The sequence below is a fragment of the Levilactobacillus paucivorans genome, assembly GCF_001437125.1.
In the GTDB taxonomy this organism is placed as follows: Bacteria; Bacillota; Bacilli; order Lactobacillales; family Lactobacillaceae; genus Levilactobacillus; species Levilactobacillus paucivorans.
Genome location: NZ_JQCA01000048.1, coordinates 45,930 through 72,413 on the forward strand (window position 1 = coordinate 45,930; position 26,484 = coordinate 72,413).

Here is a 26,484-nt window from a genome sequence, read left to right on the forward strand (position 1 = left end):
TTCTGGCAGCCGCAGGCGGCCACCCCCAGCTACACCCACTAATCTTTCGAAACATCATTAGCCGCTCGGATCTGGTTCTTAATGGCATTCATATCCTGATCAAGCTGATGAACTAGGTGCGCCTTAGCCACTAATTCCTGCCGCAATTCATCCTGATGGGCCACGTCCTTCTTGTAGTTGAGTTCATGTTCCAACGATGCCCAGAAGTTCATCGCAATGGTTCGAATCTGAACCTCCACCGTAACCGCCTCGACCCCGGCATTTAGAAACACGGGCACGGCCAGAATCAAGTGTAGGCTTCGGTAACCATTAGCCTTGGGCTTAGTCACATAGTCCTTGCGTTTCAGAATTCGAATATCCGGTTGTTTCTCCAACCGCCGCTCCATCGCCACGATGTCGTCTTCAAATCTGACGATAATTCGAATGCCAGCGATGTCGTGCATCTGATCCGGTAGTGTGTCCAGGTTGAAATCTAAGTGTTTGCGCTGCACCTTCTCCAAAATACTCTCCGGTGACTTAATCCGTGACTGCAGGCTGTCTACCAACGAATGGCCGTGTTGAATCTGATATTCCTGATCCAAATAAGTAATCTTCGTCCGCATCACACGCACGGCACTCTGGTAGAGCAACATTAACTGTCGAAACCGGTCAACCGCTGCCAGCGAGGTCGGATCGGTTGGAAATGATGTGGGTAAATTTTCGTTTGCCATTGATGACGCCTCCTATGCGTGTTGTTGCCGAAAATGACGGATTTCTGGGACCAGCCACCACAATAAGCCAAAGTTCAAGAGTAACGTGATGGCCGTAAAAATAAAGACCCCATTATAGTTAAAAATGTTAGCCACGACCCCACCGAAGAGGGAACCAAACATGCTTCCCAGTGCCTGAAAGGATTGGTTCCAGCTAAACACGGTCCCGGTCAAAGACTGTGGCGAGTTTTTAGTTAACAGGGTCTGGACAGCGGGGAACAACGCCCCATCCGAAACCCCGATCATGAATCGCAAAATCCCTAGTAACCAGACACTGCTGACGAATCCTTGTGGGAAGTACATGAGAACCGCGAAAATATAGCCAAAGACTAACACACGACTAGTTCCGTGGCGGTCACCGTACTCGCCCAACTTAGGTGCTGCCAACAATGTCGACAGCCCTGGCAAGGCCGCAATAATCCCGGCAACCAAGGTAATTGGCCCGACGTTGTGCATCAATTGCTTCACGTAAAGACTAATAATGGGGGTAATGGAGTTGTTGCCCATTTGAATAATCAACGTCGAAACTAGTAATACCAATATCAGCTTGGGATTCTTGACCTGGTTCAGCCAACTCCCCTGCCGCGCCTGTTGGGCCCGACTCACTGGTGTGAAGTGTTCGTGCACGAGTGTCGCACTGAGGAAGAAGACAATAATTAAGAAGATCCCGGTCAGAATAAATGTCCAGCGAATAGAGAAAACCTGTGCCAGAATTCCGCCGAGGACCGGGCCAATCAGATTACCACTGACATAACCGGTCGTGAGAATTCCCAGTGCGTTACCACTCTTTTCCCGTGGCGTCTCCGATGCGATCAGAGCACTGGCATTGGGAATATAGCCAGCAAAGAACCCTTGCAAGAATCGCAAGCCGATTAGTTGCCAAATATTAGTCACAAATCCCATCAGCCCAATGACCACGGCCATCCCTAAGGAGGACCGCAACAGCATCAGTTTACGACCCTTTTGGTCCGCCAACTTGCCCCATAACGGGGACACCAATGCAATCACGAAGAAGGTCACGGCATACGTGACCCCACTGTACATGGTCAGCTGTCCCTTAGTAAATGTCCCTAGATCATCCACATATAACGATAAAAATGGCATGATTTCACTAAATCCCATGCCGGCTATGAAGGTTCCTAGCCATAAAACGGCTAAATTTCGCCGCCATTGTTCTTTTTTTCGTGTGCCCACGATGTCAATCGCCTCTCTACTTTTTGCTCTCGAAACGCCTTGATATCCAGTTTAGCACACCTTTTTTGATCCCGAACTTTTAAGCCATTTAAAAAATAAATGAAAAAAATTTACAAAATGACTGGCATTTTTGATCGTTTTGTTACATAATAGAGCCATAGGCATGTGACAACATTCACTTACACTTCAGGAGGTAATTACAGATGGCTCATCGTTTAGATGGTAAAGTTGCAATTGTTACGGGTGGTACTTTAGGAATTGGGTTGGCTGTTGCCAACAAGTTCGTTGAAGAAGGCGCCAAGGTTATGATTACTGGTCGTCACGCTGACGTTGGTGAAAAGGCAGCCAAGAGTGTTGGTGGCCCCGATGTTATCCAATTCTTCAAGCACGATGCAACTGACGAAGACGGTTGGGTTAAGTTATTCGATGCTACGGAAAAAGCCTTTGGCCCCGTATCAACTATCGTTAACAACGCTGGTATGGCCGTTAACAAGAGTATTGAAAACACGACGACTGCCGAATGGAAGCAACAATTAGCCGTTAACTTAGACGGTGTCTTCTTCGGTACCCGTCTTGGTATCCAACGTATGAAGAACAAGAACCTCGGTGCTTCAATCATTAACATGTCTTCAATCGAAGGCTTCGTTGGTGACCCTAACTTAGGTGCTTACAACGCTTCTAAGGGTGCCGTTCGGATCATGTCCAAGTCAGCCGCTCTTGACTGTGCTTTGAAGGACTACGACGTTCGTGTTAACACTGTTCACCCAGGTTACATCAAGACCCCATTAGTTGACGATCTTCCAGGTGCCGAAGCTGCTATGTCAGCTCGTACCAAGACCCCAATGGGCCACATCGGTGAACCTAACGATATCGCCTACATCTGTGTTTACCTTGCATCCAACGAATCCAAGTTCGCTACTGGTTCAGAATTCGTTGTTGATGGTGGTTACACCGCTCAATAAACCAATAATTTTAAATTTAAGGACGACCGTTCAATGCGGTCGCCCTTTTTCTTTTTGGCTTGAAAAATTGCTTTGGCGTTAGATTGGCCGCCTACGGCTGCCAGGGATTACGCCTGCTGTGGGGACGCTTCAGCCGGGAACCGGGCTTCTCGCTCGATTTGAAGCCACGAAAACCACGTGTCTTCAAAGTCGCCCGTAGCGTAAGGCCGAGAAGATCACTCGGTCTAACGCTACCATCACGGCCGGCTCCATCCCTGACCTCCTCCGGCTAGGATCCATTCAATCATCCATTTCTGAATCCAGCTAAGCTAATCAGGATATAGAAAAAGCGTTGGCAAATTTCTCCGCCAACGCCACAAATTCAAATTTAATCGCCATGGACCCCAATGAACAGGGCAAAAAGTAAGATAAACAACACCAAGGTCGTGATCGCCACGTACAGGTGGTCCCGCTCCTTATAGAACGCGTAAATGGAAACGACCACCCGTAGAACAGGTGTCAAGATCAGACAGTACGTGCCCAACATCATAATCGCATAGGCCTTGAGGTGCCAAGTGCCGACTAGGATCGCCCCCATGCTCAGTGGCATGGTACTGCCGGGATAACCGGATTGCCCAGTTACCAAGAAGATGACTAACCCAATCAACATCACAATGGCTGAAACAATGACCCCGACCTGCAGGATTCGGCCGATAATTGTTTCAACTTGTGCCATTTCTTTCGCTGTTGCTGTTTGTTTTTCTTGCATTAGAAGTGAACCCCCAATCCCTTAAAGAGCATCTGTAGCCCGATATAGAGAATAATCGGAATGAACACGATTCGAATCCAACGGGATGGCAAGATCTGCATGACTCGTGAGCCAATGACGGCCCCACCCAAAATTCCCAGGGCCATTGGCACGGCAATGCCAGGTAAAATGGATCCATTAAAGAAGTACACCGTGGCACTGGCTGCCGCGGTAACCCCCATCATCAGGTTAGATGTTGAACTCGATGGCTTTAACGGCATCTTCATGAAGGTATCCATCGCCATCACCTTGAAGGCCCCGGAACCGATTCCCAGCAAGCCGCTGGCCACGCCGGCCCCAAACATCACGGTAAATCCAGCCGGCACATTTTCAACTTGGTAGTCAACATCTTTCATTTCTGCCTTGTCGTAATAAGTCCCGTTGAGCTTCAGCTTCGTCGCAATCCGATCGGGTTCCACACGTTGGAGCACTTCTTGCCCCCGCCGCAACTTGCGGTACATGTTCCACCCAGAGAATACCAACAGGCACCCAAACAACAGATACAGGTACTTGGGATCTAAGACCCCAGTCAGTAACGCCCCCGTGATGGCCCCAGTGGTCGTGGCAATTTCCAAGAACATTGCCACGCGTAAGTTCAACACGTTGTCTCGCAAATAGGCAATTGTCGAACCAGAGCTAGTCGCAATGACAGCGATAATGCTGGCCCCAATGGCATATTTAATATTTAGACCCATTCCCAGGGTCAGGATGGGCGTGATAATCATCCCGCCACCGATGCCCAGAATGGACCCGGCGATCCCGGCAAAGATGCCGACCCCCATCATAATTAAGGCTGTTTGGATCATGATTTCAAATTCCTCCTCGTCAATCAATCTACGCCCTTGATTATCAACTTTTATTGACCCCGAGGCAAGCCGGTGTGACGGGCTAGACGGCAACTTGGAGAATTATTTTCACAATGACAAGTCCCGATATTAAAGCGTTTATATTAAGTATTCTTTTAATTTGTGATTAATTGTTCAATAGCTTGTTTCCAATCTTGCACACAATCCTTAATTAGCCATCGTTTTGAAACCGTGATGCCACTTGAAATAAAACGGTTACAGACAAACACGGCACTCCCATACAAAATAAATATGGGAATGCCGTGTAATTTGTATTTCAGATATGGTTAGTAACTGTCGATAAAGCGTTGAACCAGTGGGCTAGGCTCACGGTTAGCCGGCCAGACGACCTGAAGCGTCGTGCGCCAAGCCCGAAAGTTTATCGGATAAATCGTTGTCTGAACGCCACTAAGCTGGTCCGCCACGGAACGAGGCACTAACGCGACCCCCATCCGGGCATCCGCCCACTGAACGGCCGTCCGCGCATCGTCGCAGGTACAGGCGATGAAGGGCGTTAGGTCCTTTTCTGCAAAGGTTTGGTCAAAGATGTGGGTGAAGCGCCGATAGATAATCAAAGGTACCTGGGCCACGTCCTCGACCCGCAACGTCGCCGTTTGAAAGTGATCGTACTTACGGGGAACGACCGCCACCATGGGTTCACTGGCCAAGGACTTACTAGCCAGATCCGGAGCACTGAAGGGCGTCCGGACAATGGCCACGTCGATCAGCCGCTTTCGCAACTGGTCTAACAGACCATAGGTATTGTCCTCCACCAAGCGAATCTGAAGCTTGGGATAGTGCCGCGTCAACGTCTGTAGCTTGGCATTAGGCGTGGCCCCAATGGATGAGGACACCATCCCCACTGCTAATGTTCCCGCCAGTCCTTGTCCCAGGGCTTTAACCTGGCTATCAGCCTGAGCACGCAGATCCAGTAGCTGTTGGGCATAGTCTTGCAGCAGTTGACCTGCCGGCGTTAATGTCACGCCATTGACGGAACGGTTGAACAGGGTCACCCCCAGTTCTGTTTCCAATTGTTTGATCTGATAACTAAGCGGTGGCTGGGCGATGTGTAACTGCTGCGCCGCCGCGGTAATTTGACCGGTCTGCGCCACCGCCAAAAAATAAGTGAGTTGCCGAAAATTCACCACCATCACATCCGTTTCATTTTACGATCATTATACCAAAGTCTATGGGAGTCCCGTCTCGCCGGGATCCGAACTGGCATTCCGCGACTGTTTGGTCGGCGGCGTGTAGCGATCCTTGGCGGGCAAGACTTCTTGCAAGATGTACTGTCGAATCAGGAGGACAATCTGACGATTCTGCGGCAGATCCGAGTGGGTCGTATTATCCCCGGTCACGGTGATCTGAGTGTAATGCGCGACCTGATTTTGAAAAACGTACTTGCCTTGATTGACACTATTTGCGGGGACCGTCCCATCACTTGAATAGGTCTCGGAACCGGCAACGGAGTAGACAACCAATTTCTTCGGTAGGTTTTTGCGGCCATTAATTAGGTCTTTTAGAATCGGCGTTTGCTCAGTCGTACTGTCCGTTTCCATATTGTACGGCGTGGCAATCGTCATGAGTTTGTCGGCCGTGACCGACTTGATTTTAGGCAAATAATCTTCCATAAAGAGACTCAAAGCCAGTCCACCATTGGAGTGGCCCAACGCGGAGAAGTGGTTAAAACGATAGGTCTTAGCCAAATCCTTGAAGGCGAGATCCAACCAGGCTGCTTGCTTCACAATATTTGAATAGCCATCCCGATTATTCTCAAACGCGATCACGATGAAAGGTTGATTATCCCCCCGTTTGATACTCCCGGTATAGGACAACTGACCGTCTTCCATGACCTTGACCTTGAGGACACTGTGCGGCACCTTAGTTTCTTGCCGCAACTGTGTAATCAAGGTGTCAAATCGGTCCTGACTGGCACTCGACCCCGGCACCATAATAATGGGATTCAACGGTGTCCGATAATCTGATTTATATTGGCTGATCCGCTTGGATAGCCAGGCTTGACTCGGGATAAAGACAGCCACAATGACCACCACTAAGATCAGCCAACGCCACCAACTATGCCGCATGGTCCGCACCCCCTTCTAGATTCAGTAATCTTACAAAAGGCAGGTAAATGAGAACCGACAGAACCAAACAGAGCAAGCTCAAGGCTAGGGCTCGCCAATCACCACCTGTGCCTAGAAAGGCCACGAGCGGTCCCGGAGTCGTCCGTGGAACCGGGTAAACGATCGGTGGGACTAATTTCCACGAAATTGCGGTCCACGCCACAGCAATATTAACCGCCGGTGCGATCACAAATGGAATCAACAAAATGGGATTAAAGAGGACCGGTAGCCCCAACAAGGTTGCTTCGTTAAGGTTCACTAAATTAGGCAATAGTGTCTGCCCAGCCACTCGGCGGTAACGGGCCTGGTGGGACCCGATACCGATAGCAATCAGCAACGCTAGCGTCATCCCAGCACCCCCGAAGTTGGCATAGGCGTCACCTAACGTATGCAAGGTAATCGGGTGGGGCGCACCCCAACCGGAACCATGTTGCACGGCATAGGCCAAGTTCTGTAGCGAGGTCACCGAACTATTTCCAGCCACATCGATGGGCCCGATCAATCCCAGCCACCACAGACCATTACTCATAGCCGTCACCGCCAGAATCCGTAAGCCATGATGCCCAAGATTGGTATTTAAGGCCTGAAAACTCAGGTAAACCAAGGTGTTTAAGCCCCCGGTATTCAACCAGCTCAGGGCATACCCAACACTAACCGTGACCAGCAGAATGAGACTGAGCGGAATCGCAATCCGCCCGGTCCAAGACAATGGTGTTTGCCGATGGGCCAGCCACCAGCGGCCGAGGACCTTCATCAGGTGACTCGCTCCCCACCCGACCGCGAGCCCGACGACGATGGCGAGAAAGATCCCTTGTGGGCCTAAGTTGCCTTCGAGAAATTGTGAGGGACCCGTAGCACTGTTCCGATTGGGGTCACCCAATGCGAGGTAATTTACGTTAAGTGTTAAAAACGCCAGCGCGCTGGTCATCCCCACCGCTAAGGCATCGGACTGATAGGTTCGTGCCAGATAGTGGCCCGTGGTGAACGCCACCATGACGGCCACTAGACCATTAATCACAATACTAATCGCTTGGATCAGCTGTTGCCACAAATCCACGGCGGGTAGCCACTGCTTCACGTGATAAATTTGATAGAAAAAGCCCGTCTTCGTTAGCCACCCCTGGCCAAAAAAGTCGAGTAAGGCCATGACTAATAAAAACGGGTAAGCCACTCGCAGGGCTTCCGTAATGGCACGCATAGCCCGCCATTGGTTGATTCGTTGGTTAAAACGCCATAATACCCGCATTGCTACTCCCCCTAAAACGCTTGATCGGGCCACCCAAAGTGGCAATTCCCTGCAACAATTATCGTCAACTACCGACCAAAATTTTATCGCGTGGTCCTTAATGACCACGCACCGTTCACTTTGCTTTTTATTATACGAGCTTCACGAGACAATGGGGACCTCAACACTTATAAATTTTGTTATATTAGGCCCAATCCGTGCTAATAAGTTAAACGAAACACTGCTCAAATGGCAGCGGCAATGTTATACTGGCCCCGAGACGAACTGATTGTCTGACCAGTTCGTCTGGCATAACCTACCATAACTTAATCTCCACAAAAGAAGCCACCGGGATCTCTCGGTGGCTTCTTCTCGTTTACGTTGATTTTAATCATCTGTATTTTTTACTCGTCAGGTAGTTGAAAAATTCTACCTCCCGAGTGGTGCTGTAGGGACTGGAGCGTATTGACCAACCAAGTGAAACAGCACCACTGATCCTTCTGACTAGCCACCTTCCGGCTCAAGTCCAGTCGTTCAAACTTGACTATCAACCATCGTTTCTAAAACCGGAGTTCATCTGAAATGTTCAGTTATTGATAACAATTTATCTCAGCCGGAGGTCGGTGCTGGCGGGGCTCAGTGGTGTCGTTTGTCTTGTGGAAGAGCCTTTCTCCCGCTAGACAAAGGCCGAACTTGAAGCCCTTCGTTCTGTGAAGGGCTTCAAGTCGTGCCCACTACGTTCCAGCCCCGCCAGCACCGGCCGGGAGGCCCAGTTAATCACCATTTTTAGTTCCGGCCCAAGTAATGGAAATCCGGATCGCGGCCCTCGCGGTAACAAGCAAATGACGCCGTCAATTCATTGTGAAACGTCACCAGGATCGCTGGTGTAGCCCAGGTGGAAGCCGCCCAAAAGACGGTGTCATCTGGCTCACGATTGTCATTCGGATAGCGGTAATAGCCGACAGTCTCATCCCAAATAGTGCCTTGCGTATTGAGCCAGTCCTCGGCCAAGCCAGCCTGGACAACGGCTATAACGTCCTGATTATCCCGAATCAGGGCGGCTAACTTATCCCAGTCTAATTGCCAATCATGTTCCTTAGGAGACTGTCCCCGCGTACCTAGCGGTGTGTGACGCAACGCAATCGGCTTCAGATCAACAAAATCCATCTGATTACCCTCCTCGTTTTACCCTATCATACCGCATCCCCGGTTGACACGCAGCGGATAGCGATCAATTGCAAAGACCGGTAGCGCCCGGACGCTACCCGAATCACAATTTGGTCCTCATCCACCCCTGCGACTTGACCATCGACCGTCACCGCCACTTGGTTGGCATCCCAAACATTTAGCTGGAGGTGCACGGGTTGCTTGTGTCGCCAGGCACTCGCTAAGCGCTGACTGACCTCAGCCTGTGTCTGCCGAGGTTGAAGAATCTCCACCTGTTCAGCCGCATGCATCTTCGCCAGGGCACTCGTGTGATCAGATAGGTAAAAGCCTCCCCATTTCAACATGCCCCGGTCATGATAATCCCGCTGGAAAAAGTCATTGGCCATTCGGTCATTATCCACATGATGTAAATGCATGGCCCTTCACTTCCTTAGCGGATCCACCGTTGACTCTCTGGCCAACGAACATGACCAAAATTAACAAAATTTAGCGACAGTTGCGTATGTTTTTTAAGTGCCACAATAATCTTTTCCAAGATAGCCAAATCCGTGGCATGGACCGTATGCAGGGGGATCGACCGTTCCCGATGATTCTTACGGCGAATATCTAAGAAGAAATTAAAGGCCGAACCATACTGATTATTCACCACGTCGATCCGATACTGACAATGCCACTGCGCCGTAAACAATGGATCTAACCGAGTCGCAATGACGTCGGCCTCCTGATCACAATTAATCAAAACTATTCCCCCCATTATGACCACCAACCAGAGATGCCCGCCGCAACATGGTGCCACCGGGCATCAGACTGCTGGCCGGAATGACCGCGGTCTTGCCAAATTTATCGCGTAACTCATCGAGAACCCGGTCGAACTGATCATTTTTAATCTGCCGCTCAGGTTCCTGAAAGAGGTCCAGCTGAAGATTCTGACAGTGACTGAGACGGGAGAGGCCTACCCCAAGGTTTCGCACCGGTTGGTCGGCCCAGTTCTTCCGAAAGAGATGCAAAAGTGTCGCCACAATCGTCTGGGCATTATCGGTAGGCGCGATCCGACAAGAATGGTCAAACCCAGTTCGCCCGTCATTCTCCGTATCTGCTCGAGCAAAGCCCACGTACAGGCTGACACAACCGGCCTGTTGACGATGGTGCCGCATCCGTGAGGTCACTTGCTGCCCAATCTCTCTAATCACCAGCTCAATTTCGGCCTGTACACGGTAGTCTCGGGGCAGAACCTGCGAATTACTCCAACTCTTTTCCTTGGGTGGCCGTACCTGATGTAGCTGACTGCGATCGATACCCCAGGCCAACGCAAAAAGTTGGGCCCCAATCATCCCCATCTCGGATCGCAACTCATAAGGATTCACATGAGCCAGATCATCCATACTGTGAATACCCAGTCGCTCCAGATGGGCGGCCGTGCGATGGCCAATACTCCAAACCTTTTCCAAGTTAGTGATTGGCCAGATATGTTTAGGAAACGAGTCATAAGTTAGCCGGCCAATCAACTCGTGATCATGCTTGGCCTGTAAATCCAACGCCAACTTGGCCTGAATTGGATTCTCACCGATGCCGACCGTCGTATAGAGTCCTAGCTCGTGGCGAACCTTCAATTGAATGCGCCGGGCCACCTCTTCTGGAGTCTTACCGAATAATCGCCAGGAATGGGTCATATCTAAAATTGATTCATCAATTGAATAGGGAAACAGATCGTCATCTGTCACGAATTGGCGAAAGATCTTATTGATCGCCAGATTCTTTTGAATGTACAAGTTCATTCGGGGAGGGACAACTAAAATTCGTGAATCATGAGGAACCTCATACTGCCGCGAGACGTTACTGATCCCGAACTCTTTCTTGGCCATTGGCGATGCCGCCAACACCAGCCCACTCCCCGTGTTGTCCGCCTCCGACATCACAATCAGAACGGATTCCAAGGGATTCAGCCCACGTTCCACACTCTCAACACTGGCATAGAAGGATTTGTTATCAATCATCAGGAACATCCCATGTGGTTCTTGTTGGTAATCCATCGCCATCACCTCCCATCAATGATTGCTTTTATTATACGAACGTTTGTTCGATAGTGCAAGCTTATTTTAAAAAAAGTTCATTGCCGGCGGGTCGACTTCAAAACATCTCACGTTTCTCAATGGGTCACCAAAATTAATCTCATCCTGTAAACTAGTTCACCTAACAAACCGCCAGCGAGTCGCTCACAGTTCAGCCCCTAAATTCTCCGACAACTTAATTAAATTTGTTTCGCCGATCAGGTAGCTTTTACCGCACCAACGTGTTAAAATGTACTTGTGAAGTTAGCCCTAGTCAACTAGCTTCCTCAACTTTAAAAACAAGAACAGTCTTGCCGCACTTAAAAACGGTTAGACTGTTCTTGTTTTTTGGTTAGAAATTGATTTGTTACAGGACTGTTACAGTTTGCTTTATATGTAACTAAAATCTTATTGTTATCAATCGTTATACATATGTGTTTCAACTGTGTTCGTTAACGCGAACACAGTTGAAATCATAAAGGACGGTCGGAGAAATTCCGATCGTCCTTTATTTTATTAAGATAACAATTTAATCAGTGGCAAATGCCTGGCGCATCTGCGCCACATCTCTTACGGGGTCAGTACTTCGGGTCAGCAGCGTAATCACCGCCGCTCCGGCCGCACCCGCTGCCGCCACCTCAGGCATCGTCTCTACCGTGAGACCCCCGATGGCAACGACCGGCACGTGAGATTGATCAACTAATTTGGCTAAGCCTGCCGTCCCAATCACTGGATCGGCATCCGCCTTCGAAGTCGTCGGAAAGATGGGGCCACTTCCCAGGTAGGCGATTCCCGCCACTTGGTTAGCCGCCGCAACTTCCTCGGCCGTCGAACATGACAGCCCCACGAACATGTCGCGTGGCTTGACCGCGTCCAAGACCTGTCGCACCCCGGCGTCACTCTGGCCGACATGAATACCATCGGCATGTAGCCACAAGGCTAGGTCCACGTCATCATCGACGATAAAGGGCACACTTGCCGCACGACACTGTTCCCGCAAATCGCGACCCAGAGCGACCCGCTCCGTTGCCGTTAAGGTGCTGTTCCCCTTGTCTCTGAACTGAAAGGCCGTGATTCCGGCCTTAAGCATGGTGGCAAGTACCTCGCGGAGATCTTGGCCGGGCACATCTTGACTGCCCGCCACAAAATAAGCTCGTAATAATCCTGATTCAAATGTTACTGACATCGCTATTCAGCGCCTCCTTGCCGATATGCCCAATGATTCAGTGGGCCGTGACCGTTACCCACCGCAATTGGGTGAACGATTGCCGCGGTCACGAATTTCTTGGCGATTCGAATGGCCGTTTCAAAGTCTTGACCCTTGGCCAGTTCAGCCGTAATGCAAGACGACAGCGTGTCTCCCGTCCCATGCGTCCGAACCGTTTCAACTCGTGGCGCTTCCAGCCAAAATGATCGGCCATCCATGAGTAATACGAAGTCGCGAGCGACCTTGGCGTCCCCGTGACCGCCTTTAATCACAATGTTTTTGGCTCCCAAATCCTGTAGGGCAACCGCCGCAGCTTCCATATCCGTCTCATCGGCAATCGTCATCCCCGTCAGCCGTTCGGCCTCCGGTAGGTTTGGTGTTAAGACATCAGCCAACGGAATCAGTTCCTCACGAACCGTTTCCACGGCGTCGTCGGCCAGTAAGGCCGCGCCACCCTTGGCGATCATGACGGGATCGACCGTTAACGGTCCGAAATCAAATTTCTTCAAATTCTCCACAACGCCGTGAACATGGCTGGCATCCGCCAACATCCCCGTCTTACAGGCTCGAATCTTCAAGTCTGCCGCCAGTGATGCAAATTGTTCATCAATTAACTTTTGGGGGAGTGCCATGAAGTCCTGAACCCCTAAGGTATTCTGTGCGGTCACGGCCACAATCACAGCGGTCCCAAAGACGTTGCGCTCTTGCATCGTCTTAAGGTCGGCCATCACACCGGCACCGCCACCACTATCCGTCCCCGCAATCGTTAGGGTCTGTGGAAATTCATTTGCCATACTAACTCATCCCTTCTCCAACTGGTACGCCGCGATCGTCTCAATCTCAGCCACCGTTGTCATTTGTAACCCATCCATTAAATGCATGGTAAAGCTGCCGGCCGCCACTTGAGGCTGCCGCTGGACCACTAACTGACCGATGGCCGCGAAGACCATACAGGCAGTCTGAGCCGCTTCGAAGTAATCCGTAGTCACGGCACAGAAGGCCGCAACGATACTTGATAACATATCACCGGATCCCACGTGAACTTGAAATAACGGGGTGCCATTTGTCACCTTAACCACCCGCTCGCCATCCGTAATGATGTCGGTAGGTCCCGAAAGAATCACGACACAGGCTAACTTTTTAGCACAGGCTGTGGCGATGGCAACGAGATCCCCATCACCTTCACCAGCGTCAATCCCTTTAGCTTGCCAAGCTACCCCAGCTAACGCCGCAATCTCACCGGCATTCCCCCGAATCACATCGGGGTGGAAATCGGTCAACAGGCCCTCGGCCACCTCGCGTCGATAGGCGATTGCCCCGACGGCTACTGGATCAATCACGAGTGGTTTCTGTTGCTGGTTGGCGATCCGACCCACGGTGCGAATCTGTTCGATTTGTCCCTGCGTAAACGCTCCTAAGTTCAGGCAAACGGCCCCGGCTAAGCCAACCATTTCATCGGCTTCGGCGACCTCTTCGGACATAATAGGTGACGCCCCCAAGGCATTCAACCCATTCGCCACGTCCTGAACCGTGACAAAATTCGAGATATTAAACACAATTGGATTCTGTTGACGCAGCGTTTCTAGCAAGGCTAATTTCATAAGTCTTGTTCCCCCTTAGGTCTGATCGGGCCACTCCCTACACCCCGGTCCTTAGGGATCTAAAAAACGGGCCACCAGCTCACAATGTGGGTGAACCGGTGACCCGTTACGGTCTCACGACACATTCCCTTCGCAAGTGTGAACTTGACAGGTTCCAAGGGATCGCGTGCGAGACGCATCTCAGCCCAACTCGTGGACACCCCTAGTGTTCTGGTTACTTCCAGCATAACAGGAAATACCCAATCGTCAACGCTTCTTAGATTATCGGATGACTTGTTTGGCAGCCATACTAATTAATCCCCACATCCGATCGATGGTTCGATCCGAGAGAAAACGCCGAGCAAATAAAATCTGACTTCCAGCCCCAGCAGAGTAGCGGGTCTTGGGCCGCCGTGACAAGGCCGCGCGGTCCACCAATCTAGCAATCACCCGCGGTTCACTGGAAAAACGTTTAACTACTTGTAGGATCCGGCCGGCATCCGCGGCAGCCTCTTGATAGGGACCGTGCGCAGAGGTTTCTTTCAGGTGATCAGTGGCAATATCCGCCCAGGCCGACTTGATTGCTCCGGGTTCAATGACCGCCACATGCACACCCTTAGGGGCTAACTCTAACCGGAGGGTGTCTGAGAGTCCCTCTAAGGCAAACTTAGACGCGACATACCATCCGGCTAGGGGTTGGGCGACTTTGCCGTCTACCGACGTCACATTGATGATCCGGCCGGCATGTTGCTGACGCATCATCGGTAACACTGACTGAATCAATCGGGCTACCCCAAAGAGGTTGACCGCAAATTGATCTTCGGCCTGTTCCAGGGGAACATCTTCGACCGCTCCCATCAGGCCATACCCGGCGTTGTTAACTAGGATATCAATTCGCCCAGTCTCACTAACAATCCGGTTAACCACGGACTCCACACTCTTCGCGTCCGTCACGTCGAGTACCAGCGTCGTGATGCCCAAATCATCCAGATCATTCATGCGGCTCACTCGCCGAGCTCCCGCATAAACGGTAACGCCATTGCGATGGAGACTCCGGGCGATGGCATTGCCAATCCCCGATGATGCTCCCGTAACCAGTGCTACTTTTCGCTGTGTCATAAATTTTACACCCTCCTAATTTGATGGAACTTGTAACTGCTTGCGTTCGTTGTAAAAACCGCGGTAGGCCCAGTAACAAGCTAGAACCGAGCCAATACTGGTAGCCGACATCAGCATGAACGTCACCATGATTTGATACTTAATGGCTCTGACCGGATCGACACCGGCAAAGATTAAACCGGACATCATCCCCGGCAGACTCACGATCCCCACCGTTTTAGCAGAATCAATCGTGGGTTGCATGCCCGTCTTGATGCTGGCCCGGACGATATCTCTGGAAGCATGCTTTAGGTCGGCACCTAAAGCTAATTTCTCCAGGACGGCCTGCCGCTCCTGCTTGAATTGCGCATTGAGATTGCGATAACACAATCCAATCGCCACCATGGAATTTGAGGCAATCATACCGGAGATCGGAATCATTTGCGACGGGATAAACTTGATGGCCCCCGCCAGCATCAAGACGCCCAGGGTGACGCCGGTACTGATGAGGATCGCCCCGACGGAAATGGGCAGTGCCTGCGGAATGCCACCGCTCCGTTGTTTAGCATTATAGCCAGCGTTAAAAATAATAATGAGGATTAGGATCGCCGTGAGCCAGATGTTGGCAATTCGAAAGACATACTTCAGCAGGTACCCCACCACAAAGAGTTGGATGACGGCCCGCACGACGCCGATAATCATATCACGGTCAATACCTAACTTTTCCTTCCAGCCGATCGCTAGAGCAATCATGACTAGCCCCAACGCCAGCACTAGAGATTGATTATTTACCGCTAGATTCATGAGGCACCTCCTGGAACGATCTGACCGTCAACAATGGTGACCAACCGCTTAGCCGCCGTTATCTCGGATTGGTCGTGTGTAATCGTGAGAATCGTAATCCCATCGTCTTGGTTAAAGTGGTCGATTAAGGACCAGACAAATGCCTTGTTTTCGGCATCTAAGCCCGCGGTCACCTCATCCAAGATCAACACTTCCGGATAGATCATGACATTGCGTAGCAGGGCTACCCGTTGACGCTGCCCCCCGGAAAGGTCAATCACGGCCTTATCCAGGTCGGCCCCAGCGAGGCCCACATACTCGAGGGCCGTAATCGCGCGTTGTGAGTCGAAAGGCAGTTGTCGAATTTGATAAGGAAAGGCCAAGTTGTCTCTGACCGTCTCCCCAAACAGCGTGGGCTGTTGGAAACTGTAGGAGACTCGCCGGCGGTAGGCAATCGGATCATAGCTGTCAATCGGCTGGCCATCGAAGGTCAGCTCCCCACTGGTTCGACTCAAAAGTGACGCGATGATGCGCGCCAAGGTGGACTTCCCGCCACCGGACGGTCCAGCAAAGGTGACCCACTCGCCAGCGTCAATGTTCAGGCTGATGTCCCGTAAAATCTGCTGTTGCCCCACTTGATAACCCACATTTTTCAAGGTCAATAGGCTCACAGTTAGCGCCCCTTCCGCATAAAAGTCGTTGCATACCATTATTGTACTCAAATCCTACAGCCTTGCCTATGGAAGCGACTTCATTTTCTTCAAAAATTCATGGCCCCCCGAGACCCCTTAAAGTTTGGTATAATGTTCAGGACCGTACTCATTCGGTAACGTGGCTTTTAGCCACCTTAAGCAGATCAATTCAATGGCGATTTAGCCGTCACTCAAGACACTCTATAGGAGAAAATATGGCAAATTACGACTCACGAAATCATTCTAACCAGTACCATCAAAACAACCGGCGACCACGCCAGGAAGAACCTAGCGTCCAAGTCGAGGTGGGCCAACGCTTCCCATTAACCATCAAGCGCATGGGGATCAACGGGGAAGGCATTGGCTATTACAAGCGAATGGCCGTCTTCATTCCCGGTGCTCTAACCGGCGAAGAAGTCGTTGCCGAAGTAACCAGTGTCGCCCAACGCTTCTTGCGTGCTAAAATTCACCGGATTCGTTTGGCTAGCCCTCACCGGGTTGACCCCCGCGACAGCTACGCCGATGAGGTCGGTGGCTTCGAATTAGAACACTTGGCCTACCCCGAACAACTGAAATTCAAGCGTGACATCGTCAGCCAGTCGCTGGAACGGTACCAACCAGTAGGCTTTAAACACTTCGACCTCCGCCCAACTTTAGGCATGGCCGATCCTTACGGTTACCGTAACAAGGCGCAATTCCAAGTTCGCCGCAACGCCGACGGCCAGATCGAAGCCGGTCTATACGCCGAACGGAGCCACGACCTGGTCGATCTTCCAACCTGTTCTGTCCAAATGCCCGTCGTGATGACGGTCATGCGGGCCGTCGTTGCCATGCTCCAAGATTTGGACATGCCCATCTACGACGAAGAACAGGGATCCGGTATCGTGAAGACCCTAGTTGTCCGGGCCGCCGCCAATACCAACGACGTGCAACTGGTCTTCATCACCAACTCACAAAAGTTACCCCGTAAACGCGAACTGCTGGAACGGATCGCTAAGGAACTCCCTCAGGTCACTTCCGTCATGCAAAACGTTAACCCCGGCAAGACGTCATTAGTTTGGGGCGAGGAAACCAAGCATTTAGCTGGCGCTGAGGCCATCACCGAAAAGCTGGACGGCTTGTCCTTCAAGCTTTCTGCGCGGGCCTTCCTCCAACTCAACCCGGCTCAAATGGAAGTGCTGTACGCCGAAGCCAAGAAGGCCTTGGACTTACAACCCGGTGAAACGGTCGTCGATGCCTACTCTGGCATTGGGACGATCGGACTCTCACTGGCCGACGTCGCCGAAGAAGTTCGGGGGATGGATGTCATCCCCGAAGCCGTCGACGATGCCAATGCCAACGCCGAAGCCAACGGCATCACCAACGCCCACTATGAAGTTGGGACGGCCGAAGACCTCCTTCCTAAGTGGATCATGACCGGTTTCCATCCGGATGCTATCGTGGTTGATCCACCCCGCACTGGTCTTGACGACACGCTGATCGATACCATTTTAGCGGTTCGTCCACCAAAATTGGTTTACGTTTCCTGCAACCCATCTACTCTCGCCAAGGACTTAGTAGCGTTAGTTCACGACTACCACGTCGACTACATTCAGTCGGTTGACATGATGCCGCAGACTGCCCGTTGTGAAGCCGTCGTGAAACTCACCCGGCGTCAATAGATTAATAGGCAGGCCCCGGTTTTCGTGTTAGACTTTTAACTAACGATAAATTGGTTTTTAATTCTGTAGAAAGTTGGCAAATGACATGCAAGATCCTTTCAAGGGCTTTAACGATGATGATCAAAATAACCAAAATGATAACGGCCCTCAAGGACTGCCGTTACCGCCGAACTACGCAACCGTCGTTAACCCCGAGACGGGGAACATGCGAATTGCCAAGGTTGGCTTTTCTTGGACCATGTTCTTCTTCCCCCCGTTCCCGACGATCTTCCGGGCCGACTGGTACAATCTGCTATGTATCATGGGCATCGAACTCGGAAGTGCCATGCTTCTGACTATGGTGCTGACCCCCGCGCAACTCACTGAGTTCGTAGCGATTGGCTGGCCCATCGTCCGCTGTGTTCTCTGGGGGTCCCTGTACAACCTCATGTACTTCAAGCACCTGTTCAGCCGCGGGTTTGTCCCCGCTGACGTGCGCTCCCGTGACCTACTCGGCCGAGCACACTACTGGTCCCAACCTAAAGGTAAAAATTAGCTTTGAAACCCACCGTGACTCGGTGGGTTTATTTTTGTTATTGGACCTGCCTGCGGTAGGTAGGGATGACGACCTGTGGGGCCCGGGGCAAGCCTGAAGAGCGGTCTTGCCCCTCGCTTTAAGCCCCACTAAAACCGTGGGTCTTAAAGTCGTCCCAGGCTGTAAGGCCGGATAGACCACCCGACCTAACACCCTCGACACAGGTCGACACCCCTACCCTCCTCCGGCTTTGATCGGCTAAGCTAAATCTATCAGCTGCTTTAAATAGTTGCTGTTAACTTCACTGTCCCTAATTCCTGATCATTTTCAACTTATAGCTGTTACTGTCCATCTCAAAACGCATTCAGACGAAAGGCCAGCGATCTTCTTCAGATCGCTGGCCCTTTCTGAACATTCATTTAGGCTTGTTTCGTCGGGTAAATCGTAAATTCATTAACGTTGACTTCGGCTGGTTGGTCGATGGCAAAGTTGACGACACGGGCAATGGCATCGGGGGTAATGCCGACCGCATCGTACAGCTGATCCATACCCTGCTTGGCCTCCTGGTTGGTAATGGTGTGGAGAAGTTCCGTGTTGATGGCGGCTGGGTAAAGCGTAGCCGTCCGGATGTTGGTTCCTTCTTGCGCACTCTCCATGCGAATAACTTCCATCAAGTTACGAACGGCAAACTTCGTGGCCCCGTAGACTCCAGAACCCGGGAAACTCTTAATTCCGGCAATGGAAGACGTCGTCACAATTTGCCCGTGTTTCTGCTTCGTAAAGGTTGGCATCACCGCTGCAACTCCGTTGAGAACCCCGCGGAGGTTGATATCAATCATGTCATTCCACTCTTGAACGTGAAGCGCACTGATGGGTGAGCTTGGCATGATACCGGCATTGTTGAAGATGACGTCCAAACCGCCAAACGTGGACTGCGCCAGGTCGACTAAACCTTGTACCTCGGCAGCATCCCGTACGTCGGTCACCTGGTAAGTGGCTTGGCCGCCAGCGGCCTTAATCTCATCAACTAGAGTTTGTAGGCGTTCTTCACGGCGAGCACCGAGCACCACCTTGGCCCCATTACTTGCGAGCAACTTGGCCGTAGCCTCGCCAATACCGGATGATGCACCCGTGATTACAACTACTTTATCTTTGACTGTCATTAAAAAATCACTCCTATTTGATTGAATAGGCACAGTCTACCCGCTTAGAGTAACTCTAAGTCAAGACAACTTACGCACTTTTTTCAAGTTATCCTTAAGCTTTTGACCCGGCATTCTGATTTAGTTGCCTTTTCCAGCGGGATTTGCTAATTTGAAAGCTAACGACTGACCCACATAAAAGGAGAGCCATATGCCAACAACTCGATCCGACACCCCGATGAAACGATTTTTCAAGGGCGTGATTATTGCGTTAGGTTTTATCCTCCCCGGAGTATCCGGTGGGGTTCTCGCCGCCATCTTGGGAATCTATGAACGCCTACTGGGCTTCATGGCCCACTTTCGACAAAATTTCAAACGTGACTTCTGGTACTTCGTTCCGGTCGGCATCGGTGGTATCGTGGGGATTGCCCTGCTATCGGCCCCGCTGGAATTTCTCTTAGCGCATGCCCAGGTCGTGGTCCTCTGGGGCTTCGCCGGGGCCATCATTGGGACCTTACCGGCGTTGACTCAAACGGCCAGCGCTAAGACACCGCGCGATGCCATCGATCTGATCTGGTTCTTCGCCACCCTGATCATTAGTGGTGGTTTGCTCTACTTCATGAGTGATCTCTTCGGCCCGCTCCCGGCAAATTTTGGGGGCTTCATGGTGGCCGGGGCCCTGATTGCCTTGGGGGTTCTGGTTCCCGGATTGAGTCCTTCTAACCTGTTACTGATTCTCGGGCTCTTCACGCCCATGCTAACGGGTTTCAAAAATTTCGACCTCCTCGGTGTGTACCTACCCATTGGCCTCGGGGGCATTCTCGCGATGGCCCTCTTCTCTAAGGGGATGGACTATCTGATCCACCGCTTTCACTCGCGCGTGTATCACTTCATTCTTGGAATCGTGGTGGCCAGTACCATCCTGATCCTGGTTCCCAACAGCCACGCCGCCGAAAGTATCTCTTATGCGAGCGCGACGACCAGCACCTTGTTGGCTAGTGCCGCAGCTCTTGTGGCTGGCGTTGCCTTGGGGTATTGGATGAGTCAATTGGAAGAAAAATATAAATAGATCAAATAACCGCTAGGGATCGTGTCGATCCCTAGCGGTTATTTTAATCTGCAATCTTATCTAGCTGAAACGTGGGACGCAAGGCAGCTGGCTCCGCTTAAACCTGATAACCAAATAATCCAAGTTCGGGATTATCTGGTTATCAGCCTTAATGCTCGCCAGCTAACCGCCTTGCGTCCCACTCTTATTTTACAAATCAGGTTTAAAAGCTCGAGTTGCCGCCACGGCCTGTTGCCAGCCAGCGTACAACCGGGCGCGGCGATCTTCAGCCATGTTCGGCGTGAATAAACGTCCCGCACTGCGGATTTCCTTAATCTCATCGAGGCTCTGCCAGAAGCCTACGGCCAAACCGGCCGCAATGGCGGCTCCCATGGCGGTTGTCTCTTCGTCGGCTGCCCGTTGAACGGGAGTCGCTAAGATGTCGGCTTGGAACTGCATCAGGTAACGGTTCCGTGAGGCCCCACCATCGGCCATCAATTCCGAGATATCAATCCCGGTATCCTGCTTCATGGTGTGGAGAACGTCTCGTGTCTGATAGGCAATCGACTGAAGCGTTGCCTTCACGAAATCATTTCGATTGGTTCCCCGGGAAAGGCCGAAGACGGCCCCTTTGGCATCGGGATCCCAGTAAGGCGCTCCGAGTCCGTTAAAGGCTGGCACCACGTAAACTTCATCGTTATCCGTGGACGCCATCGCCGCCTGGCGAGATTCCGGCACGTTGCTGATAATCTGCATGCTTTCGTGTAACCAGGCCAACGCAGTTCCGGCCACCAGGATTGACCCTTCAAGGGCGTAGGTAACCTCGCCATTCATCTTGTAGGCAATCGTCGTCAATAGGTTATGTTCGGAGGTTTGCGGTTCCTTCCCAGTATTCATCATGACGAAGGCCCCATCCCCATAGGTGTTCTTCACTTTGCCGGGTTCGATGGCCAGTTGCCCCAAGAGTGCGGCCGATTGGTCACCGATAATGCCGGCGATCGGCACTTCCACCCCGTAGAACTGGAAGTTCTGGGTCACACCATAGACTTCGGAACTGGACTTCACCGTTGGCAACATAGCTGCTGGAATGTTGAGCCAGTTCAAAATATCCGCATCCCACTTCAACTCATGGATGTTAAAGAGCATAGTCCGGCTGGCATTACTATAGTCGGTGACGTGAATCTTTCCGCCGGAGAGTTTCCAGGCTAACCAACTATCAACGGTCCAAAATAGCAGGTCGCCGTTCTCAGCGCGCTCCTGGGCCCCCGGAACGTGGTCGAGAATCCAACGAACCTTGGTGGCACTGAAATAAGCGTCAACCACGAGTCCGGTTTTATCCTTAATGGCTTCGGCCTTCCCTGCGGCAACTAAGTCCTTAGCCATCGAGGCCGTCTGTTGACTTTGCCACCCAATAGCGTGATAGATTGGCTCGCCAGTAACCTTGTCCCAAACAATCGTAGTTTCCCGTTGGCTACTGATTCCAATGGCGTCAATATTTTCGGGGTGAATGGAGGCGTCGATCAGGGCGCTGGCAATCACCGACAAGACACTGTTCCAAATCTCATTGGCATCGGATTCAACCCAACCGGTATGCGGATAATATTGGGGAACTTCCTTATAGGCCTCAATAACCTTACGGCCGGTATGATCGAAGATAAGTGCTCGGGTGCTACTGGTCCCTTGGTCAATCGCCAAGAGGTAATTTTCTGGCTGTTTTAATGCCATATGTAATGTCTCCCTCCAACTAAAACACCGCTAAAATCGAAAGCGGTTTCAATTTCAATGCACTAATCATAGCATGTTCCCCGCCAAATCCCGCAGATTTTGCCCACCCACGATTAGATTTGGCAGATTCTTAAGCTTTAAACACTAAGATGTTGACCTGCTAAGAAGGATCGGTCGAAATCTGCTGAGGACTTAATTCGTTTACCAAATTCATCGATCAGCGCATGAAATTCTTGAAAATCCGTCAGGGTAAAGGCCAACTGCGGGAGTACCTTGCGTTGAAACGCCGGATAGGTCTTGGGCATAGTCGCACCCAACCACGTAAAGAGTCGACGGGCATAGGTGTCCACCATAAAGGTCCCGTGATCCAGCGTGTACATCAAAATGTAATCGGCCGTTTCGTTGCCAATTCCGGTGATCGCCAAGAGATCCTGACGTAGGCTAACCCCGTCACGCTGACACAGGGCCGTCAGGTCATCGTTAGCGGTTCCTAGCCAAGTGGCCAGCGCCAAAATTGCCTCGCTCTTGCGATGATAGAACCCGCTGCTCTGAATCAATGGCACCAGGGTTTCTGGCGTATAAGTCCGTAACTTAGCCGGTTCGAATTGGGTGGCCGCCTTGAGCTTAATCAACGACGGTTCCACGTTGCGCCAGTTCGTATTCTGAACCAGAATCGCCCCTAACATGATTTCCACCGGCGTCTCCGCCCACGGCGTTCCCGGTCGCAGCCAAGGTTGGGGCCCCATTTCTTTGGCCATCAAATGATAGAGTTCCATTAAAGTCATGTGCGGATCTCCTTCCCAAATAAAAAGGTCAGCCACCTGAGTGACCGGCCGTTAACTTCTTATTCTGTGACGCTTAGCTCCGCTTGATGACTAAACGGATATCACCGTCGCCATCAGGGTTCATGTCTTCATGGTAATCGAAATTAGCACTCTGGAAGTACTTCTTAATTTCTTCGTTGAGTGTCTCGATTGGCCGCACGTCTTTGTCTTGTTTCTTTAATAAAAGCGTGTATTCCTTAGAATCTTCATCGACGTTTTCAAAGCTGTATTCAACCGCTTCGGAATTCAAAATTTCTTGAATCAATTGCCGTTCTGTCATCTTGTTTACCTCGCTTTATTTTATTCCACCTCTCTACTATAAGATTAATCCGAGATTTTGTGAACTATTTCGTCAAGGTTAGACAACCCAATGATGACAAATACGTGGTGAAATGGGTATACTGGGCGGTAACTAACTGTCCGAAAGGAAGCGACGCCATGCGCCCACGAATTGCTTTACCCGCCGACACCCTCGACGAGGCTACCAATATTATTAACGAACGAAACGCCGCCTTTGCCCCCCGACCAGCCGTCGAGGCCATCGTCAAGGCCGGTGGCTTACCGATCATTTTGCCTAGCGTCGATCCTAGCGACGTCGCAGATTACCTGCCATTATTTGATGGCGTGGCCTTTCTCGGTGGATTTGACGTTGACCCCACCTTCTACAATGAAGAACCTCACTTGCGGCTAGGCAAGACCTACCGGAAACGTGACCTCTTTGAGATCGAGCTGTTACGCCAATCTGTCGCACAAAACAAGGCGATTCTCGGTATCTGTCGCGGTCTCCAACTGATTAACGTCGGCCTCGGTGGGACGCTCTACCAGGACCTCAGTGAAGATCCAACTGCCAAGTTAAAACACAGTCAAGCCGCCATGGGTAACCAACCCAGCCACCACATCACGGTCGACCCCACTAGCATCCTGAGTGACCTAATGGGTGTGCGACCCTACGTTAACTCCCGGCACCATCAGGCGGTTAAAGACGTGGCCCCGACGCTGACCGCTATCGCCAAGGCCGACGACCAAGTCATCGAGGCGCTGGAATCCACCAACAGCGACCAGATTGTGGCCGTACAGTGGCATCCGGAAAACATGTACAAACATCACGAGGAATCCCGCCAGATCTTCGTCAACTTCATCCAGCGCGCCGCCAAGCGCACCCCTAAATTGTAAAATTACAGTAAAGGGCTTTCACTTCCCGCCAACTTCCTCTACACTGGTAAGTAGACTGAATGAGGAGAAGGTGAGCTTGTGGCAAAGATGAAGGATTACGGCCAACGAATGCGTTTCTTAGGGTTTTCGATCCTATTGAACTCTGCCGCAAACGCACTCACCATCTCCACTAACCTGGGGAGTGCCGTCTGGACCGGGTCATCGGTCAACCTGTCGAACTGGATTCACGTGCCACTGGGGACTACCCTTTTTCTGTATGGGATTGCCGTGACCCTATTGAATCAGGCTCTGTTAGGTAAATTCGACCGACGCCGCTTCGTGTCCAACCTGCTGTATATCTTGCCCTTTAGCTACCTGGTTGAATGGTTCGGCTACTTCTGGAACTGGCTGGGCGTCAATCAGCTCAACCTGACCGGCCGTATCATTGTCGATATCATTGGCCTCTTCGGGGTTGCCTTCGCCGTGTCGATCTATCAACGGTGCAATATCATCATGCACCCCAACGACGACTTGGCCTACATTTTGCGATTTAAATATCTGCGGGGATCGGCGGTCCTGGCCCAATGGGTAAGCTACCTGCCACCGCTAACGATCATCGTGTTGTCCTACCTATTTACCGGTGACCTACACGCGATCGGCTTCGGGACGGTCTGGGCACTCATTACCCAAGGCATTGTCATGGCCTGGGCGGACTTCCACGTCTTCCCTCGACTGAAGCACCACATTGATGTTTAACTAAATTCGATTGAAAAGAGTGTGACAAAAGGCGGTTAGTCAATGAGCATTAACGTCGCTAGGCGAACAATCCCGGTCTTGGATTGTTTGCCTAGCGGGGTTAAGCGGAGTTGACTGCCTTTTGTCACACGTTTCGACTATAGATGTTCGAGGCGCAAAAAGGATCTGAGACTGTTGTCCCAGGTCCTTTGTTTGTGTTAATTTAATTTTCCCGTCAATACGAACTGTTTAATCTCTTTCAACGTCCGCTTGGTTTCCGGCAAGTGCGGCCAGAGAATATAATCATGCAACATAGACGTCATGACGTGCGCGGTAAAAGACGTGCCCTCCGCGGCCGAGAGTTTCTGTAGCAAGCGCTCATCATCGGCCTGAAGTAATTCATTTGTTCCAAAGTACAACTCGATCTTGCCTAAGTGATCAAAGTTGCCATAGATGGGACTGACCAAGGGATCCGTGACCGGATACTTGCCCGCATACTCATACCCAATGCGTTTCAAGGTCTCCAACGTCAAGAATGGGTCATGCTTGGCTGCGGCCGTTAAATCAGGATTCATCATGCTCAAGTCGGTCCACGGCGAAATCAAAATGGTCCCGGCCGGCATCGGTTCGTCACGCAACGCTAACTGTTGCAGCAACGTTAACGCCAGGCCACCCCCGGCGGAATCCCCCATTAAAAAGAATTCATCGTCTGGGTACTGGGCAAGCAGATAGCTATAAACGTTCATGACAAACACCACGGTTTCCTCAACGGTGGCTTCCGGCACCAAAGGATAATCCACATAGGTTATCCGTATGTTAGCCTGTTCAATCAGAGACACCATCATTTGCCGATGACTCGTGGTGCCCTCCATCGTGTACGCCCCACCATGAAATAGCATGATGTGCTGTGGTTGTGGGGCACCGGAACCCGCAGTCAAGAGACGGCCACCGAAGATTGGTCGCTCCTTGGTTACAATATTAGCCGGAAATTTTTGGGGAACAACGGCTTGGTTGCGCCGACTAGGCTGTAAAAATGCCTGCTGCATCTGTTGCTTGAGTTGACTATGTTTGGTCTTGAAGAGTAGCCATTTCCCACGCAAACTCACGACTATCACCCTTATCTTTAAACCTTCATCAATTCTCAAAACTCTCTCGTATACACCGCACCGCCTGCGGCCAGCAGACGCCACTTCATTCTTAAAATTATCAAACCACCTACG

28 protein-coding genes and 1 riboswitch are annotated in these 26,484 nt (G+C 51.2%); of the genes, 6 read left to right on the forward strand and 22 right to left on the reverse strand.

The features are described 5' to 3' along the window. Nucleotides 1–38: 38 nt before the first annotated feature. Together IV54_RS04935 and IV54_RS04940 are read right to left on the reverse strand one after the other, a co-directional pair. Nucleotides 39–710, reverse strand: a complete 672-nt coding sequence (locus IV54_RS04935) for a GTP pyrophosphokinase (RefSeq protein ID WP_057878288.1) — start codon at nucleotides 708–710, stop codon at nucleotides 39–41. 12 nt (nucleotides 711–722) lie between these two features. After that, nucleotides 723–1,943 carry a multidrug efflux MFS transporter gene (locus IV54_RS04940; protein WP_083488514.1) on the reverse strand — a complete coding sequence of 407 codons (1,221 nt, stop codon included), beginning with the start codon at nucleotides 1,941–1,943 and terminating at the stop codon, nucleotides 723–725. A gap of 203 nt (nucleotides 1,944–2,146) precedes the next feature. Between IV54_RS04940 and IV54_RS04945 the strand changes: the two genes are divergently transcribed. Continuing rightward, entirely contained in the window at nucleotides 2,147–2,905 is a 759-nt protein-coding gene (locus IV54_RS04945) for an NADP-dependent (R)-specific alcohol dehydrogenase (protein WP_057878290.1), read from the forward strand. Between the two features lie 367 nt (nucleotides 2,906–3,272). Here IV54_RS04945 and IV54_RS04950 read toward each other — a convergent pair whose 3' ends face one another. The 15 genes from IV54_RS04950 to IV54_RS05020 form a co-directional block, all read right to left on the reverse strand. Further along, nucleotides 3,273–3,653: a DUF1634 domain-containing protein gene (locus IV54_RS04950; RefSeq protein ID WP_057878291.1), complete on the reverse strand. Its 381-nt coding sequence runs from the start codon at nucleotides 3,651–3,653 to the stop codon at nucleotides 3,273–3,275. After that, complete coding sequence (locus IV54_RS04955) at nucleotides 3,653–4,498, reverse strand: sulfite exporter TauE/SafE family protein (RefSeq protein ID WP_057878292.1); 846 nt, start codon at nucleotides 4,496–4,498, stop codon at nucleotides 3,653–3,655. Before IV54_RS04955 ends, IV54_RS04950 begins: the two co-directional genes overlap by 1 nt. Nucleotides 4,499–4,824: 326 nt before the next feature. Continuing rightward, nucleotides 4,825–5,682 carry a LysR family transcriptional regulator gene (locus IV54_RS04960; protein WP_057878341.1) on the reverse strand — a complete coding sequence of 286 codons (858 nt, stop codon included), beginning with the start codon at nucleotides 5,680–5,682 and terminating at the stop codon, nucleotides 4,825–4,827. Nucleotides 5,683–5,724: 42 nt separating this feature from the next. Next, nucleotides 5,725–6,624, reverse strand: coding sequence for an alpha/beta hydrolase (locus IV54_RS04965; RefSeq protein WP_057878293.1), 900 nt, complete (start codon nucleotides 6,622–6,624; stop codon nucleotides 5,725–5,727). Continuing rightward, entirely contained in the window at nucleotides 6,614–7,909 is a 1,296-nt protein-coding gene (locus IV54_RS04970) for a PTS transporter subunit EIIC (protein ID WP_057878294.1), read from the reverse strand. The genes IV54_RS04965 and IV54_RS04970 overlap by 11 nt, the downstream gene beginning before the upstream one ends. Nucleotides 7,910–8,674: 765 nt before the next feature. Continuing rightward, entirely contained in the window at nucleotides 8,675–9,055 is a 381-nt protein-coding gene (locus IV54_RS04975; protein ID WP_057878295.1) for a hypothetical protein, read from the reverse strand. 26 nt (nucleotides 9,056–9,081) lie between these two features. Further along, nucleotides 9,082–9,471: a hypothetical protein gene (locus tag IV54_RS04980; RefSeq protein ID WP_057878296.1), complete on the reverse strand. Its 390-nt coding sequence runs from the start codon at nucleotides 9,469–9,471 to the stop codon at nucleotides 9,082–9,084. Between the two features lie 14 nt (nucleotides 9,472–9,485). Beyond that, complete coding sequence (locus IV54_RS04985) at nucleotides 9,486–9,794, reverse strand: hypothetical protein (protein WP_057878297.1); 309 nt, start codon at nucleotides 9,792–9,794, stop codon at nucleotides 9,486–9,488. Then, nucleotides 9,787–11,091 carry a Y-family DNA polymerase gene (locus IV54_RS04990; RefSeq protein WP_057878298.1) on the reverse strand — a complete coding sequence of 435 codons (1,305 nt, stop codon included), beginning with the start codon at nucleotides 11,089–11,091 and terminating at the stop codon, nucleotides 9,787–9,789. Before IV54_RS04990 ends, IV54_RS04985 begins: the two co-directional genes overlap by 8 nt. Before the next feature lie 541 nt (nucleotides 11,092–11,632). After that, on the reverse strand, nucleotides 11,633–12,289 hold the full coding sequence (gene thiE / locus IV54_RS04995) for a thiamine phosphate synthase (protein ID WP_057878299.1): 657 nt from the start codon (nucleotides 12,287–12,289) through the stop codon (nucleotides 11,633–11,635). A 2-nt stretch (nucleotides 12,290–12,291) separates the two neighbouring features. Then, nucleotides 12,292–13,104 (reverse strand): bifunctional hydroxymethylpyrimidine kinase/phosphomethylpyrimidine kinase, encoded by an 813-nt coding sequence (gene thiD, locus IV54_RS05000; protein WP_057878300.1) that lies wholly within the window; start codon nucleotides 13,102–13,104, stop codon nucleotides 12,292–12,294. A 6-nt stretch (nucleotides 13,105–13,110) separates the two neighbouring features. Then, entirely contained in the window at nucleotides 13,111–13,911 is an 801-nt protein-coding gene (thiM, locus tag IV54_RS05005) for a hydroxyethylthiazole kinase (protein ID WP_057878301.1), read from the reverse strand. 107 nt (nucleotides 13,912–14,018) lie between these two features. Beyond that, nucleotides 14,019–14,125: riboswitch (TPP riboswitch) on the reverse strand. A gap of 47 nt (nucleotides 14,126–14,172) precedes the next feature. Beyond that, nucleotides 14,173–15,009: an oxidoreductase gene (locus IV54_RS05010; RefSeq protein ID WP_057878302.1), complete on the reverse strand. Its 837-nt coding sequence runs from the start codon at nucleotides 15,007–15,009 to the stop codon at nucleotides 14,173–14,175. Between the two features lie 15 nt (nucleotides 15,010–15,024). Next, entirely contained in the window at nucleotides 15,025–15,792 is a 768-nt protein-coding gene (locus tag IV54_RS05015; RefSeq protein WP_057878303.1) for an ABC transporter permease, read from the reverse strand. Further along, on the reverse strand, nucleotides 15,789–16,442 hold the full coding sequence (locus IV54_RS05020; protein WP_083488516.1) for an ABC transporter ATP-binding protein: 654 nt from the start codon (nucleotides 16,440–16,442) through the stop codon (nucleotides 15,789–15,791). Before IV54_RS05020 ends, IV54_RS05015 begins: the two co-directional genes overlap by 4 nt. A gap of 236 nt (nucleotides 16,443–16,678) precedes the next feature. Between IV54_RS05020 and rlmD the strand changes: the two genes are divergently transcribed. Together rlmD and IV54_RS05030 are read left to right on the forward strand one after the other, a co-directional pair. Beyond that, nucleotides 16,679–18,124 (forward strand): 23S rRNA (uracil(1939)-C(5))-methyltransferase RlmD, encoded by a 1,446-nt coding sequence (gene rlmD / locus IV54_RS05025; protein ID WP_057878305.1) that lies wholly within the window; start codon nucleotides 16,679–16,681, stop codon nucleotides 18,122–18,124. A gap of 85 nt (nucleotides 18,125–18,209) precedes the next feature. Continuing rightward, nucleotides 18,210–18,659 (forward strand): hypothetical protein, encoded by a 450-nt coding sequence (locus IV54_RS05030; protein ID WP_057878306.1) that lies wholly within the window; start codon nucleotides 18,210–18,212, stop codon nucleotides 18,657–18,659. 398 nt (nucleotides 18,660–19,057) lie between these two features. Here the strand turns inward: IV54_RS05030 and IV54_RS05035 are convergent, their stop codons facing one another. Then, nucleotides 19,058–19,801 (reverse strand): SDR family oxidoreductase, encoded by a 744-nt coding sequence (locus IV54_RS05035; RefSeq protein ID WP_057878307.1) that lies wholly within the window; start codon nucleotides 19,799–19,801, stop codon nucleotides 19,058–19,060. A gap of 190 nt (nucleotides 19,802–19,991) precedes the next feature. Between IV54_RS05035 and IV54_RS05040 the strand changes: the two genes are divergently transcribed. Continuing rightward, nucleotides 19,992–20,849: a DUF368 domain-containing protein gene (locus tag IV54_RS05040; RefSeq protein ID WP_057878308.1), complete on the forward strand. Its 858-nt coding sequence runs from the start codon at nucleotides 19,992–19,994 to the stop codon at nucleotides 20,847–20,849. Between the two features lie 189 nt (nucleotides 20,850–21,038). Here IV54_RS05040 and glpK read toward each other — a convergent pair whose 3' ends face one another. The 3 genes from glpK to IV54_RS05055 all read right to left on the reverse strand — a co-directional run bounded on the left by glpK (nucleotide 21,039) and on the right by IV54_RS05055 (nucleotide 23,657). Continuing rightward, nucleotides 21,039–22,553, reverse strand: a complete 1,515-nt coding sequence (gene glpK, locus IV54_RS05045) for a glycerol kinase GlpK (RefSeq protein ID WP_057878309.1) — start codon at nucleotides 22,551–22,553, stop codon at nucleotides 21,039–21,041. 137 nt (nucleotides 22,554–22,690) lie between these two features. Beyond that, a complete protein-coding gene (locus tag IV54_RS05050; RefSeq protein WP_057878310.1) occupies nucleotides 22,691–23,338 on the reverse strand; it encodes an endonuclease III domain-containing protein in 648 nt (215 codons plus the stop codon). A gap of 73 nt (nucleotides 23,339–23,411) precedes the next feature. Beyond that, on the reverse strand, nucleotides 23,412–23,657 hold the full coding sequence (locus IV54_RS05055; protein WP_057878311.1) for a hypothetical protein: 246 nt from the start codon (nucleotides 23,655–23,657) through the stop codon (nucleotides 23,412–23,414). A gap of 158 nt (nucleotides 23,658–23,815) precedes the next feature. Between IV54_RS05055 and IV54_RS05060 the strand changes: the two genes are divergently transcribed. Next, complete coding sequence (locus IV54_RS05060; RefSeq protein ID WP_057878312.1) at nucleotides 23,816–24,550, forward strand: gamma-glutamyl-gamma-aminobutyrate hydrolase family protein; 735 nt, start codon at nucleotides 23,816–23,818, stop codon at nucleotides 24,548–24,550. Between the two features lie 78 nt (nucleotides 24,551–24,628). Continuing rightward, the gene (locus tag IV54_RS05065; protein ID WP_057878313.1) at nucleotides 24,629–25,285 is read left to right on the forward strand and encodes a YczE/YyaS/YitT family protein; all 657 of its coding nucleotides are present in this window, start codon (nucleotides 24,629–24,631) and stop codon (nucleotides 25,283–25,285) included. A 197-nt stretch (nucleotides 25,286–25,482) separates the two neighbouring features. Here the strand turns inward: IV54_RS05065 and IV54_RS05070 are convergent, their stop codons facing one another. After that, complete coding sequence (locus IV54_RS05070; RefSeq protein WP_237756669.1) at nucleotides 25,483–26,379, reverse strand: alpha/beta hydrolase fold domain-containing protein; 897 nt, start codon at nucleotides 26,377–26,379, stop codon at nucleotides 25,483–25,485. Nucleotides 26,380–26,484 lie beyond the last annotated feature (105 nt).